Origin of the sequence: Bradyrhizobium sp. (genome assembly GCF_004799405.1) — a bacterium.
Classification (GTDB): domain Bacteria; phylum Pseudomonadota; class Alphaproteobacteria; order Rhizobiales; family Xanthobacteraceae; genus Bradyrhizobium.
The window spans coordinates 63,147-75,795 of record NZ_SSMW01000085.1 but is presented as its reverse complement, the minus strand read 5'-3'; the positions used below and the strand labels follow the sequence as shown (position 1 = coordinate 75,795).

Genomic DNA, 12,649 nt, shown 5'->3' with positions numbered 1-12,649 from the left:
GTTTGTTTCAAGTTCTAGCGCGCCAGCCATTCCGCGACGCGCTTTTGCGAATCGGCGCGCGCTTCCGCGTCGGTACCGACATGGCCGTGTTCCGGCGCGGCCGCATCGGGTGTACCCGCAACGGCATGAAGCGGAAAATTCGCACGATCGAAATCGTGATAGGCGCCGGGATAGACCACGATCCGCGCCAGCGCGCTACGCCCGCGGGCGCCATCGACCATCTGGCGGCAGGCCGGTGGCGAACTGACGTCGTCCTTGGCGCCGATCAGCAGCAGCGTCGGAACGCGCGCGCTCCATCCCAGCCCGGATGAGATGCGGCAGTCCGGATAGAAGGCGATCGCCGTGCGGAAATCCGGCCCGATGCTGCGCGACGACAATTGCGGACGCACCGCCCATAACAGCGCGCTGGCGCCGTTCGCCCACCCCATCAGGCTGATGCGATCACGTGCCGCCCAAGGCTGCTGCACCAGCCATTGCCGGGACGCCATGATATCGGCCACCCGTTCGCGACGGGCGAGCACGCGGCGCTCCTTGACCCGGCACTGCGGGCCGAGTTCGCGCGAACCGTAGCTGTCCGGCAGCAACACCGCCTTGCCGGCCTTCAGCAATTGCTCGGCCCAATCGCGATAGCGCGGCAGCACCGGTTCGGAATGGCCGGCCAATCCGCCGCAACCATGCAGGGCAATCACGGTCGGAAACGGACCGTCGCCGTCGGGCTTGAAAAGCTGCGCATGCAGCACCCCGTTGGCGAGGGGAATGTCGACCTCCTGCGGCGCTACCTCCGCGGCGACCGGCGCGGCGAGCAGCATCGTCACTATGATGGCAAAGAGAAGCCGCATCGCGTAGCCGATCAGCCATGGCGCCGGAGAAAGCCGCCCATGCTCACGTTATCATGTGGCAGAAGCGAAAATTCATCACAAATCGGTGGGTTTGACCGGCGGACAACAGCACCTATTTATGATAGATCGCATCACGAAACATTTTGCCCCGGTTCGCCCGGGATCAATCAGAGAGTCCAACCGTGCTGAATAAATTCGGTCCCTCGGGCCATGGCGAAGCCCAGGTACAATATCTGGATGGCGATTTCCGCGTGATCTCGCCGGGAACCTATGTGCGCTGTGCGGTGACCGACGCGCGGATTCCGCTCGACGAGCTCAAATACTGGAGCGTTGACCTGCAGGAGGCCTACGCCGTTCCGTCCGCGGTGCTGCGGCGGCATTTTCCCGCGGCGCTGAAAACGCAGGATTAATTATTCAAGCGATAATTTTTCTGGCGCGCCTGAAACAGCCGCTCCGAAACGAATTTGCGCAATTGCGCGGAATCGTCGAACTCAAGCGTCACCGCGAACGGCACAATATCTTTCGCCTGGCACGGCAACCCCGCCGCCGTCGCTAGCCGCGCCAGATCCTTTTCCGTCGTCACCAATGTCAGCGCATCGCGCCCGGCTTCCGCAATCAGTGTTTCGATTTCGTCGTTGGAAAACCGATGGTGATCGGCGAAAGCGCGCTCCGCGACGACGGCGATCCCGCTGCCGCGCAGCGTTCTGAAGAATCTCGCGGGATCCCCGATCCCGGCAAAAGCCAGCACCCGCTTGCCGCTGAGTGCCGCCACCGATGCGTCGGCGGCCTTGAGATGTGCCGATAGCACCGGCTTGCCCTGTGCGGCGGCCTCCGCAGCGACCGCTTCGGCCGCCCGGCCATCGCCGATAACAACAAGGGCATCGGTGCGGGCCAGCTGCGGCAGCAGCGGCGCGCGCAAGGGACCGGCGGGAAATACACAGCCGTTGCCGAGGCCGCGGTTGCCGTCGATCACGATCAGCGAAGCATCCTTGGCAACCGCCGGATTCTGAAAACCGTCGTCCATCAGGATCACGCTGGCGCCTTGCGACCGCGCCAACGCGACGCCGCCGATGCGGTCGCGCGCGACCACCACCGGCACTGTCCGCGCCAGCATCAGCGGCTCGTCACCGACATCGGCGGCAACGTGCCGCCCGGTATCGACCTTGACCGGTCCGCGCAATCGTCCGCCATAGCCACGGCTGAGCACCACCGGCGTCTCGCCGAGATCGCGCAGTAGACTAGCCAACGCCAGCACCGTCGGGGTCTTGCCGGCGCCGCCGACATGATAGTTGCCGACGCAAAGCACGGGGACGCCGGCGTCAAGACCCCGGCGCTGCAATCGCCAGCCCGCGGCCAGGCCATAGATCGCGCCAAGCGGCATCAGCAATCGGGACATCCATGAAGACGGCCGGTACCAGAAGGCCGGCTCACGCATTGGCCGCCCCCATCTCGAGCCGCAACTGCAAAAGATACGGCTCGAGGGCCGCCAGCGTACGGTCGAGCGCGCCGCCGAGCTGCTCGACCACGCGCGCGGCGGCGGCAGCCGATAATTCGCGCGCCGCCGGATCGGCCAGCCACTGGCCGAGCTGCTTGACCAGCGCCTCCTGCGTGTCCGCCCGCTTGGCGCCGCCGACGCTGTCGAGTGCCGCATAGACATCGGTGAAGTTGAAGACATGCGGGCCGTGCACGATCGACGCGCCGAGCTTGATCGCCTCGATCGGATTCTGCCCGCCATGCGCGACCAGCGACCCGCCCATGAATACGACCGGCGACAGCCGATAGAACACTCCCAGCTCGCCCATGGTGTCGGCGACATAGATGTCGGTGGTCGCGGTCGGCAATTCCTCGCGCGAGCGCAGCGCGACGCGCAGGCCGGAAGCCACGACGGTGCGGGCGATGGCCTCGCCGCGATCGGGATGCCGCGGCACGATCACGCTCAGCAGCGACGGAAAGAATCCGGCAAGCGTTCGATGCGCCTCAAGCAGCAGCTCCTCTTCGCCGGGATGGGTCGATGCGGCGACGACGATCGGACGGCCGCGTGTCACCGACATCAACCGTTCCAGCTTGGCGGGATCGGCGGGGGGCGCCGGAACATCCAGCTTCAAATTGCCGGTGGTGATGACGTTGCGGCTGCCGAGCGCCGTGAAACGTTCGGCGTCGACCTGTGATTGCGCCATGCAGATATCGAACCGGCCAAGCAGCGCCGAGATGGTGCCGGTCAGCCTGCGCCAGCGCGGAAACGAGCGGTGCGACATCCGGCCGTTGATGAGGACCATCGGCAGCCGGCGCGCCGCGCTCGACAAAATGAGATTGGGCCACAGGTCGGACTCGATGAACAGCGCAAGACTCGGCCGCCAGTGATCGAGAAAGCGCGCGACATAGCGCGGCGAGTCGTAAGGGACATATTGATGGATGATGTCGGCGGGAAACCGCTTGGCGACGATCGCCGCCGAGGTTACGGTGCCGGACGTCAGCAGGATGCGGATACGCAGCGCCCGCAACTTCTCGATCAAGCCCGCTGCAGCCAGCACTTCGCCGACGCTGGCGCCGTGAATCCAGACCAATGGACCGGGCGGCCGGATGTCCTTGCTGATGCCGCGGCGCTCGCCGATGCGGGCCGGATCTTCCTTGCCTTGTTTCAGCCGCCGCTTGATCAGCGCCGGCGACAGCGGCACCATCGCGGTGGACAGCTTCTGGTAGACGCGCAGCGTCATCGGCAACGAATTAGCCATCACCCGTCCCCTCCGGACGGCCGACCAGCGCATAGGCGCGGCGGGTCGCCTCGTTCAGGTTGGCTTCCAGTTGCACGCGCAGTTTTTCCATGGTCTCGGCATCGGCATCGGACGGCACGGAAATCGCTTCGATGCCCACCACTGCGCCCCGTCCGAATGGCAAATTAATGGTGGTGCGGTCCCAATTGTCGAGGCGGATGAACCGGCTGGTCGCCAGCGCAAATGCCATGATCGGCCGTCCGGATTCTCTCGCCAGCATGATGATGCCGAGACCCGCAACGCGCGAGCGCTTCGGTACATCGGCGGTGAGCGCGATGTTATAATTGTCGGCCAGCGCCCGCTTCATTTCCCTGAATGCGCCGACACCACCCTTGCGGTGGAATGCCGATCCGTGGTCGCCGGAACCGCGGATGGTGCCGATACCCAGCCGTTCGGCCACGATCCCATTGAATTCGCCGTCGCGATGCCGCGACACCAATACCTTGGCGCGGTAACTCTTCTTGACCTTGATGAACGGCGTCATGAAATGCTGGCCGTGCCAGAAGGTGACGATCACCGGCTGCTGAGGGTCGAAAAATTCATAGAAGTCGGGAGGGTCGTAGCTGAATCTGTTGGTCAGCCAGACCAGCCGCAGGTACTCGGCCGCGAGAAATCCCGCAGCGCGCGGGAACCAGCTGCCGCGCAGCAAATTGCGGAGTAGTTTTTTCAACGGGGAGGCTTCGCGTCTTGACTTGGATCGAGCAGCCGATGGAGATGGACGACGAAATAGCGCATATGGGCATTGTCCACCGTCTGCTGCGCTTTCGCTTTCCAGGCCGCGTAGGCGGTCGCGTAGTTGGGGAACACGCCGACGATTTCCACCTGATCGAGATCCTTGAAGGTCGTGTGTTCGAGATCAGTCAACTCGCCCCCGATGACGAGATGGAGCAATTGCTGCTGGGCACTATCTGGCATAATCGCTTTCCTAACACGGTGCCCGGCAGGCAAAATCACCAACGCCTATCGAGAGCGCTCAGAACGGCGAATGGTTTCGAAAATGCTCGATAATACGTGCATGACGATCGCGCCCCGCTGCCACCAACACCCCATGCGTCACCTCCCGGCGATTGTAAGATATCGCATCCCCCGAGAGCGCGGTCATATTACCATTCGCTTCCTGCACGATCAAATTGGCCGCCGCAAGGTCCCAGTCGCGGCTTTGGCCGCCCGCGAAGGCGGCATCGAGCCGGCCCTGCGCGACCCGGCACAACCGGAGCGCGAGCGAGCCGATGCGGGGATGAAGGGAGATTTCACCCGTGGATTGATTGAACCGCTGGACCAGCGGCTTCGGACCCGCCACGCGGGAAAAATCCAGCTCGGTACCGGTCGCGACATGGACAGAAACATTGTTGCAGGTGGCGCCCTGCCCGCGTGCGGCGAACAAGAATTCATCGCTGACCGGCGCAAACACGGCCGCCAGCACCGGAGACGCGTCCTCGATCAGCGCCACGCTGACGCACCAGTCCTCGCGGCCGGCAAGATAACCCCGGGTGCCGTCGATCGGATCGACAATCCAGACCCGGTGCTTGGCTAGGCGCGCCTCGTCGTCGGCGCTCTCTTCCGACAGCCAGCCATAGTCCGGCGTAGCCGATCGCAGCCGCGTCTCGATCAGGTCGTTGACCGCGATATCGGCTTCGGATACCGGGGACGACACCCCCTTGGTCCAGTTCTTCAGGTCGGTGCGGAACAGCGACAGCGCCAGCGCGCCCGCCTCCCGCACCGTGTCCGTCAGCAACGCCGCGTCGCGCGTCAAAACCTGGTCATGCGGGCTGTCCGCGCTAGCGTCCGCCAACCGTCAATCCCTCGATGCGCAGCGTCGGAGCGTCGACGCCGTAACGGAATTTCAGGTCGTTGGCGGGCACCAGCGATTTGAATATCCCGAGCAGATGTCCCGCGATCGTAACCTCGCTTACGGCATACGTAATCTCGCCATTCTCGATCCAGAAGCCGGATGCGCCTCGGCTATAGTCGCCGGTGACGCCGTTGACGCCCGAGCCGATCAGGTCGGTGACGTAAAACCCCTGCTTGATGTCGGAGATCAGCTCGGCGGGCGTCGGCTCGCCGGCTTCGAGATACAGATTATACGATCCCGGCGACGGCGACGACGACACGCCGCGCTGGGCGTGGCCGTTGGTCACCAGACCCAGTTCGCGCGCGGTCGCGCAGTCCAGCAGCCACGAGGTCAGCACGCCCTGATCGATGATGGCGAGCTTCTTGACCTTGACGCCCTCGGCGTCGAACGACTGCGACCGCAGCCCGCGCACCCGCAACGGATCGTCGACGATGCGGATATTTTTTGCGAACAACTGCTCGCCGAGACGGTCTTTCAGGAAACTGGTCTTGCGCGCGATCGAAGCGCCGTTCACCGCGCCGACGAGATGGCCGACCAGCGATCCGGAGACGCGGGGATCGAACACCACCGGCACCTTGCAGGTCTCGACCTTGCGTGGATTGGCGCGCGCGACCGTGCGCTCGCCCGCGGTGCGGCCTACGCTTTCGGGCGATGCAAGGTCCGAGGCATGCGGCGCCGAGGTGAAGTCATAGTCGCGCTCCATGCCGGTGCCTTCGCCGGATATCGCCGTCACCGAGATGCCGTGGCCCGAACGCAGGTAAGAGCCGTGGAAGCCGGTGGATGTCACCAGCACCATGCCGCCAATTCCGGTGGAAGCCGACGCGCCGCCCGATTTGGTAACGCCTTTGACGGCGAGTGCCGCCGCCTCGGCTTCACGAGCGCGGCGCTCGAGCTCCGACGTCGAGGGTATCTCGGGGTCGAGCAGATCGAGTTCGGGGAAATCGCGCGCCAGCAGGGACGGATCGGCAAGACCGACATATTTGTCGTCCGGCGCGACGCGCGCCAACGCAACCGCGCGCTCGGCGAGCCTGGCGACGCCATCGCCGCTGACGTCGTTGGTCGAAACCACCGCCTGCCGCTGTCCGACCAGGACGCGCAACCCGACGTCGTCGCCTTCCGAGCGTTCGGATTCCTCGACCCGCCCGTCGCGCACCTCAACGCCTTGCGAGATGCCGCGCACCGCCACCGCGTCGGCGGCGTCCGCGCCGGCGCGCCGCGCGGCCTCGACCAGCCGCTGCGCCAGCGTGCTGAGGGCGGATTGATCGAACAGATCGGATGTCGCGGCGCCGGATGAAAGCGATGATGTGGCTGATGGTGAAGAGATCACGAACAAAATCCCGGGGATTGCAGGAGGATTCAGGGAGCACCGAACGAGGCCCGGATGCAAATCAATGAACCCATGAGATGTGCCTGATTCATGCGGACTTCAAGCATTTCGCGGGCTCGAAGCCAAGCAATTTCACCGGTCTTTCGCAAGGTCTCGTCAATCATGTGAGCCAAGGTCTTGTCAATCATGCGGGCGGAAGCTGGGCAGGTGACCTCCGATTAACCAGCCTTTTTAAGCCGATTCGGACGCGGCTCGACTAGGGTCTCACGTATCGACCGGGAGCATAATCCCGGCGGGGAGATAAAGCCGTGAGGCGTCAAACTGCAACAAGCGGGATCAATCCCGCCGGGTCGAGCCGCGCCATGCGGCTCGACCCTCTCTCTCTACCCGTAAGCTTCCCTGCGCACGATACCCGCGCGGACGGCGGCTTGCGTCAAATCGAACTTCATCGCGAACGCGTCGTATTGCATCGCGCCGTCCACGGCATGCGGATGGCGATCAACGTCCGCGTCAGCGATTTTCTCGGCGTTGGCCTGCGCGGCATCGACGATGCCCAGATGCTGGCGCTGGTCCATCGCGATCCGTCCTTGACCATTCCGCTGTGCGTGAGTTCCGACAGCGAAGAGATCGCTGCGGCATGGCGGATGTGGAGCGACATCTTCGCGCTTCCGCAATTGCCGGAAGACAAAGCGAGCGAACCGGCGCAGCGGCGGCGGCGGCATAACGCGATCCGGGCTCGGCGGCCGAAATTCCTGGTGCGCCGGCGCGGCGGCGATCTGCTCAATCCGGCGAATGCCCATCGGGGCGAGCGCGAAATCATCGCGCGGGATTGAAGAGTTCCATCCCGCGACGCCCATGGGCGTCATCCCGAACTGCGGCTCAAGCCGCCCGCATCACCGCATCCGCCAGCAGTCCTGCAAACAGCAACAAACCGGCATCGCGGTTGGATTTGAAAATCCGCAGGCATAATGCGGGGTTCGAAATATCAAGCCGCGCAACCTGCCACGCCAGATGCGCCGCAAACGCGGCAAGCCCGATCCAGGCCGGCCATCGCGCCTCCGCAAGCGCCAGCGATACCCCGATCAGCGCCACCGCCGCTGCGTAAAACGCCATCAACGCCGGACCGGTGCGGGCGCCGAACAAAAGCGCGGTCGACTTGATGCCGATCAGCGCGTCGTCCTCGCTGTCCTGGTGGGCGTAGATGGTATCGTAGCCGATCACCCAGGCGATCGAGCCGGCATACAGCATCAGCGCGGTCGCATCGATCCGCTGCCGTATCACTGCAAATCCCATCAGCGCGCCCCAGGAGAATGCCAGGCCGAGCACGATCTGCGGCCACCAGGTGATCCGCTTCATGAACGGATAGACCGCGACGATGACCAGCGAAGCGATCCCGGTCGCGACTGCCGTGCGGTTGAATTGCAGCAGCACCGCCAAACCGATCAGCGCCTGAACGACAAGAAACGCCATCGCCTGCGGCACGCTCACCTGTCCCGCCGGAATCGGCCGCGACCGCGTCCGTTCGACCAGCGCATCGAGATCGCGATCGGTAATGTCGTTCCAGGTGCACCCGGCGCCGCGCATGACGAAGGCGCCGATGAAGAACAGCGCAAGGATCAGGGGTAATCGGCTGGGATCATGGGCGACACCGGCGGCCAGCGCCGCCGACCACCAGCACGGCATCAACAGCAGCCACGATCCGATCGGACGGTCCAGACGGGAGAGCCGCAGGTACGGCCGCGACCATAGCGGCGCGCGGTTATCGACCCAGTTGCCGGTCGCGTCAGCAACACGGGCCGTCGCACCGCTCATGTTTTGTCGGTCATCGCGCCAGCACGTTGCCGTTCAGTGTATCGAACGTGCTGCCGCCGCTCCTCTTCGCCGCCTTGGCGTCCGGAAGCTGGGCCGCAGAGCCCAGCACTTCGCTCAGGCTCGGGCCGGCCGGTGCTTTTTGCTGCTGTTGCTGCGCCACCGCGCAGACCTTCTTCTGCATGCCCTCGGTGTTCTTGTGGCCGTTCTTCAACTGTTCCGATATCTGCACCGGAATCCCGCACTTGGCGGCGTGAGCTTCAACATATTTGATCATCTTCATTTCGGCCGCGCCGAAATTTCCGATCAGCTTGCAGGCTTCTTCAGCGGACGCGTGCCGGTCGCTGGCTTCCTTGATCATTTTGCCACGCTTCTCGGCGTCTTCCCGCAGCGGGAGGAATTCCTTCATGCAATCCACCTGGCCTCCCGCCTGCTGCGACGGCGGCGCGGGCGGCGCGAAAGACCCCCCGGAGAGCGGCGCCGCTCCGGTGGCCGGGAACGAACCAGGGCTGGGAGCGGCCATGGTCGCTCTTGGCGCAGCGCCATTCACCGGCGGAAATGCCGGGTCGTTAGCCGGGGGAGAAGTCTGACCGGGCAACGGCGCCGGAAAGGCGCCTTGCGCGAAGCCGTGGCCGGCATGAACGACAGCAAAGGCCACGGTCAGCGGCACGATCCAGCGGCGGATGGTCAAAGCTGTTCCTCCGGCAAGGTCCGATGGTCCCACATGTGATAGACAGGTTTCCCGGTGACGGAACGATTTCCGATCGCGGCTTTTTACGATGCTTTCTACGATTCCTGCCAGCCCTTAACAACCCGTGGAATTTGGCAACAGCGCGGCGTAGGGCCGCGCCTGATGGCGATAATTGCGTATTTTGGTCTAAAAGACGCCGCGGATTGGAACATTGACCATGCCTCAACTCGATTTTCGCAAGCCCCGGCTGTTTGCCGACGCCGCGCTTGCAGCGGGCGAAACCGTCGTGCTTGAGCGCGACCAGAGCAACTATCTCGGCAATGTGCTGCGGCTTGCCGCGGGGGACACCATCCTGGTGTTCAACGGGCGCGATGGCGAATGGCAGGCGACCATCGCGGGCCGCAAGCGGCCGGACGGTCTCCATATCGTCGCCCGGACCCGGACCCAGGATCACCTGCCCGACCTCGTTTACGTTTTTGCGCCGCTGAAACATGCCCGGCTCGACTACATGGTGCAGAAAGCGGTCGAGATGGGCGCATCCTCGCTGCAGCCGGTTTTGACCCGCCACACCCATGTCAGCAGGGTCAACGGCGAGCGGATGCGGGCCAACGTCATCGAGGCCGCCGAGCAATGCGGCATCCTGAGCATCGCCGGTGTCGCCGAGCCGATCGCGCTCGATCGCTATCTGAGCCGTCGCGAGCCCCAGCGCCTGCTGATCTTCTGCGACGAGGCCGCCGAGACCGCCAGTCCGTGGCAGGCGCTGCAGAGCGGGCCGGCACCTGGCGGCGGCATCGATGTCCTGATCGGCCCCGAAGGTGGATTTGCCGAGGAAGAGCGCGCCATGCTGCTGCGCCAGCCCCGGATCTTGAGGCTTTCGCTGGGGCCGAGGATCCTGCGGGCCGACACCGCGGCGGTGGCGGCGCTGGCGCTGGTGCAGGCGGCGCTGGGCGACTGGACCGGACCCGGCTCGCGCGGATAGGTTACGGCCTTAACCATTTGTGCTTGGCCGGGATTTTGGCAGGTCATTAAGCGACTTGGCCGATCCCGGTCGAAACCCGGCCCGAGCCATGCTAAGGGGCTGCTCCGCCTGAACTTGCAAGCCCGTTCGCCGGGATACCTGGACCTTGAGATGACCGTGACCGCCGCCCCTCGTGCGACCGGATCCGCCGCATGGGCGGAGGCGCTGCTATTGTCGTTCGCGCAGGCCGGTTACGTCCAGGCCGAGCCGGCGATCCTGCAGCCTGCCGAGCCGTTCCTCGATCTGTCGGGCGAGGACATCCGGAAAAGCCTCTATTTGACCACCGACGCCAGCGGCGAGGAACTGTGCCTTCGCCCCGACCTCACCATCCCGGTGGCGCGGGATTATCTCGCCTCCGGTCGCGCTGGCCAGCCCGCCGGCTTCAGCTATCTCGGGCCGGTGTTTCGCTATCGCGGCGGGCAACCGAGCGAGTTTTTGCAGGCCGGCATCGAATCCTTCGGCCGGCAGGATCGCGCCGCCGCCGATGCGGAGATGCTCGCATTGGCGCTGGAAGCCACCAGCGCGCTCGGGTTGACCGAGGTTGAAATCCGCACCGGCGACGTGGCGCTGTTCATCGCGCTGATCGACGCACTCGGGCTGTACCCGGTGTGGCGGCGGCGGCTGATCAAGGACTTCAACCGCAAGATCAGCCTGGAACAGGACATCGAGCGGCTGACGCTGGCGACCGGTTCGAGCCGCAACGAATATGAGGGCGTGCTCGCCGCCCTTGCGGGCTCCGACCGCAAGGCGGCGCTGGCGCTGGTCACCGACCTGATGTCGATCGCCGGCACCACCAATGTCGGCGGCCGCTCGGTCTCCGAAATCGCCGATCGCTTCCTCGAACAGTCGACCCTGAAGGGCGGCGCGCTGCCGCGCAACGCGCTCGACCTGATCAAGCGATTCCTGGCGATCGCGGGTGACCCGGACGAGGCGGTCGCGCAGTTGCGCGCGCTGGCCGAAGACGCAAACCTCGATATCACTGCCGCGATCGACCAGTTGGAAAGCCGCATCGGTTTCATGGCCGCGCGCGGCATCGATACCAGTCTGACGCGCTTTTCCACCTCGTTCGGACGCGGCCTCGATTACTACACGGGATTTGAGTTCGAACTGCACGCCAGGGGTAACGGCGCCGAGCCGCTGGTGGCGGGCGGGCGCTATGACGGATTGATGACCCAGCTTGGTTCCGGCACGCCAATTCCGGCGGTCGGGTTTTCGATCTGGGTCGAAACCTTGACGCAACTGGGCCGCAAGGCTGCCGAACAAGGCATCAGCGGGAGCGCGTCATGACAGCGCCGTTCGTTCTTGCCGTTCCGTCGAAAGGCCGCCTGCAGGAAAACACCGAGGCGTTCTTCACCCGTGCCGGACTTTCACTGGCGAAACCGCGCGGCGCCCGCGACTATCGCGGTACCATCAACGGGCTCGACAATGTCGAGATCGCCTATCTTTCGGCCAGCGAAATCGCCTCGCAACTGGCGCGCGGCGCCGTGCATCTCGGGGTGACCGGCGAAGACCTGGTGCGCGAAAGCATCGCCGAGGCGGACAAGCGCGTTGCCATGATCGACAATCTCGGCTTTGGCAACGCCAATGTCGTGGTGGCGGTGCCGCAGGCCTGGATCGACGTCCGGACCATGGCCGATCTCGACGATGTCACCACCGGATTCCGCGCGCAGCATAACCGGCGGATGCGGATTGCGACCAAATACATCAACCTCACAAGGGCATTCTTTGCGTCACACGGCGTGGTCGATTACCGGATCGTCGAGAGCGCCGGCGCGACCGAGGGCGCACCGGCGGTCGGGACCGCCGAGATGATCGTCGATATCACGACGACCGGCGCCACGCTCGCCGCCAACGGCCTCAAGGTACTCGACGACGGCGTGATCCTGCGCAGCCACGCCAATCTGGTGGCCTCGCGGGATGCCGACTGGTCGGATCAAGCCCGCGAGACCGCGCGCGTCATCCTGGATCATATCGCCGCCCGCGCCCGCGCCAGCAAATACCGGGAGGTCCGCACCCGCTTTACCGGATGCGACGCGACGCTGCTGGCCGAAGCGCATAATCGTTTCGACGTGGTGTCGCCGTTCGGCGGGCCGACATCTTCGGGCATGGTGACGCTGCACTGTCCGCCGGCGCAGCTTTACGCGCTGGCCAGCTTTCTTCGCAGCCACGGCGCCGAGACGGTATCGGTGGCATCGCTCGACTACGTGCTCGACCGCGACAACCCGTTGTTCACCAAACTCGAACAGTTCCTGGCGCGGTGAGGCAAAGAGCCGCCGCATCCGGTGGCGACAACCTGCAGCGACTGTCATATGTTTGTTATCTTTTACGCTTGAGACCTGATC

General features: G+C 64.7%; 14 protein-coding genes. 5 read left to right on the top strand and 9 right to left on the bottom strand.

The genetic code is table 11. The features are described 5' to 3' along the window. Nucleotides 1-14 precede the first annotated feature (14 nt). Nucleotides 15-839: a dienelactone hydrolase family protein gene (locus E7813_RS14095; protein WP_291574918.1), complete on the bottom strand. Its 825-nt coding sequence runs from the start codon at nt 837-839 to the stop codon at nt 15-17. A 182-nt stretch (nt 840-1,021) separates the two neighbouring features. Here E7813_RS14095 and E7813_RS14090 point away from each other — a divergent pair, with 182 nt between their 5' ends. Further along, nucleotides 1,022-1,249 (top strand): DUF2093 domain-containing protein, encoded by a 228-nt coding sequence (locus tag E7813_RS14090; protein WP_291574916.1) that lies wholly within the window; start codon nt 1,022-1,024, stop codon nt 1,247-1,249. Here the strand turns inward: E7813_RS14090 and lpxK are convergent. From lpxK to E7813_RS14060, 6 genes are read right to left on the bottom strand one after another with little or no spacing between them, the layout of a single operon-like run. Continuing rightward, nucleotides 1,246-2,274, bottom strand: coding sequence for a tetraacyldisaccharide 4'-kinase (gene lpxK / locus E7813_RS14085; RefSeq protein ID WP_291574914.1), 1,029 nt, complete (start codon nt 2,272-2,274; stop codon nt 1,246-1,248). The genes E7813_RS14090 and lpxK overlap by 4 nt on opposite strands. Beyond that, nucleotides 2,267-3,604 (bottom strand): 3-deoxy-D-manno-octulosonic acid transferase, encoded by a 1,338-nt coding sequence (locus E7813_RS14080; protein WP_291574912.1) that lies wholly within the window; start codon nt 3,602-3,604, stop codon nt 2,267-2,269. The genes lpxK and E7813_RS14080 overlap by 8 nt, the downstream gene beginning before the upstream one ends. After that, on the bottom strand, nt 3,564-4,280 hold the full coding sequence (locus E7813_RS14075; RefSeq protein ID WP_291574910.1) for a lysophospholipid acyltransferase family protein: 717 nt from the start codon (nt 4,278-4,280) through the stop codon (nt 3,564-3,566). The genes E7813_RS14080 and E7813_RS14075 overlap by 41 nt, the downstream gene beginning before the upstream one ends. Continuing rightward, the gene (locus E7813_RS14070) at nt 4,277-4,525 is read right to left on the bottom strand and encodes a DUF4170 domain-containing protein (protein WP_291574908.1); all 249 of its coding nucleotides are present in this window, start codon (nt 4,523-4,525) and stop codon (nt 4,277-4,279) included. Before E7813_RS14070 ends, E7813_RS14075 begins: the two co-directional genes overlap by 4 nt. Before the next feature lie 58 nt (nt 4,526-4,583). Continuing rightward, a complete protein-coding gene (locus E7813_RS14065) occupies nt 4,584-5,402 on the bottom strand; it encodes a 3'(2'),5'-bisphosphate nucleotidase CysQ (protein ID WP_291574906.1) in 819 nt (272 codons plus the stop codon). Next, complete coding sequence (locus E7813_RS14060) at nt 5,389-6,789, bottom strand: TldD/PmbA family protein (RefSeq protein ID WP_291574903.1); 1,401 nt, start codon at nt 6,787-6,789, stop codon at nt 5,389-5,391. Before E7813_RS14060 ends, E7813_RS14065 begins: the two co-directional genes overlap by 14 nt. Nucleotides 6,790-7,097: 308 nt before the next feature. On the opposite strand from E7813_RS14060, the gene E7813_RS14055 reads away from it, so the two are divergent. Further along, nucleotides 7,098-7,622 carry a DUF6101 family protein gene (locus E7813_RS14055; protein ID WP_291574901.1) on the top strand — a complete coding sequence of 175 codons (525 nt, stop codon included), beginning with the start codon at nt 7,098-7,100 and terminating at the stop codon, nt 7,620-7,622. 46 nt (nt 7,623-7,668) lie between these two features. On the opposite strand, the gene ubiA is transcribed toward E7813_RS14055, so the two are convergent. Together ubiA and E7813_RS14045 are read right to left on the bottom strand one after the other, a co-directional pair. Beyond that, nucleotides 7,669-8,601 (bottom strand): 4-hydroxybenzoate octaprenyltransferase, encoded by a 933-nt coding sequence (gene ubiA / locus E7813_RS14050; RefSeq protein ID WP_291574900.1) that lies wholly within the window; start codon nt 8,599-8,601, stop codon nt 7,669-7,671. 10 nt (nt 8,602-8,611) lie between these two features. Beyond that, on the bottom strand, nt 8,612-9,271 hold the full coding sequence (locus tag E7813_RS14045; protein WP_291574951.1) for a hypothetical protein: 660 nt from the start codon (nt 9,269-9,271) through the stop codon (nt 8,612-8,614). Between the two features lie 235 nt (nt 9,272-9,506). Between E7813_RS14045 and E7813_RS14040 the strand changes: the two genes are divergently transcribed. The 3 genes from E7813_RS14040 (at nt 9,507) to hisG (ending at nt 12,568) form a co-directional block, all read left to right on the top strand. Beyond that, entirely contained in the window at nt 9,507-10,268 is a 762-nt protein-coding gene (locus tag E7813_RS14040; RefSeq protein WP_291574898.1) for a 16S rRNA (uracil(1498)-N(3))-methyltransferase, read from the top strand. 150 nt (nt 10,269-10,418) lie between these two features. Continuing rightward, entirely contained in the window at nt 10,419-11,594 is a 1,176-nt protein-coding gene (locus E7813_RS14035; RefSeq protein WP_291574897.1) for an ATP phosphoribosyltransferase regulatory subunit, read from the top strand. After that, nucleotides 11,591-12,568, top strand: coding sequence for an ATP phosphoribosyltransferase (gene hisG, locus E7813_RS14030; protein ID WP_291574895.1), 978 nt, complete (start codon nt 11,591-11,593; stop codon nt 12,566-12,568). The genes E7813_RS14035 and hisG overlap by 4 nt, the downstream gene beginning before the upstream one ends. The last annotated feature ends 81 nt before the right edge of the window (nt 12,569-12,649 follow it).

What these genes read in the sequence shown, in the direction of transcription:
- E7813_RS14035 (WP_291574897.1), top strand. Translation starts at nt 10,419, where the DNA reads ATGACCGTGACCGCCGCCCCTCGTGCGACCGGATCCGCCGCATGGGCG.
- E7813_RS14040 (WP_291574898.1), top strand. Translation starts at nt 9,507, where the DNA reads ATGCCTCAACTCGATTTTCGCAAGCCCCGGCTGTTTGCCGACGCCGCG.
- E7813_RS14095 (WP_291574918.1), bottom strand. Translation starts at nt 839, where the DNA reads ATGCGGCTTCTCTTTGCCATCATAGTGACGATGCTGCTCGCCGCGCCG.
- ubiA (WP_291574900.1), bottom strand. Translation starts at nt 8,601, where the DNA reads ATGAGCGGTGCGACGGCCCGTGTTGCTGACGCGACCGGCAACTGGGTC.
- lpxK (WP_291574914.1), bottom strand. Translation starts at nt 2,274, where the DNA reads ATGCGTGAGCCGGCCTTCTGGTACCGGCCGTCTTCATGGATGTCCCGA.
- E7813_RS14070 (WP_291574908.1), bottom strand. Translation starts at nt 4,525, where the DNA reads ATGCCAGATAGTGCCCAGCAGCAATTGCTCCATCTCGTCATCGGGGGC.
- hisG (WP_291574895.1), top strand. Translation starts at nt 11,591, where the DNA reads ATGACAGCGCCGTTCGTTCTTGCCGTTCCGTCGAAAGGCCGCCTGCAG.
- E7813_RS14080 (WP_291574912.1), bottom strand. Translation starts at nt 3,604, where the DNA reads ATGCGCTGGTCGGCCGTCCGGAGGGGACGGGTGATGGCTAATTCGTTG.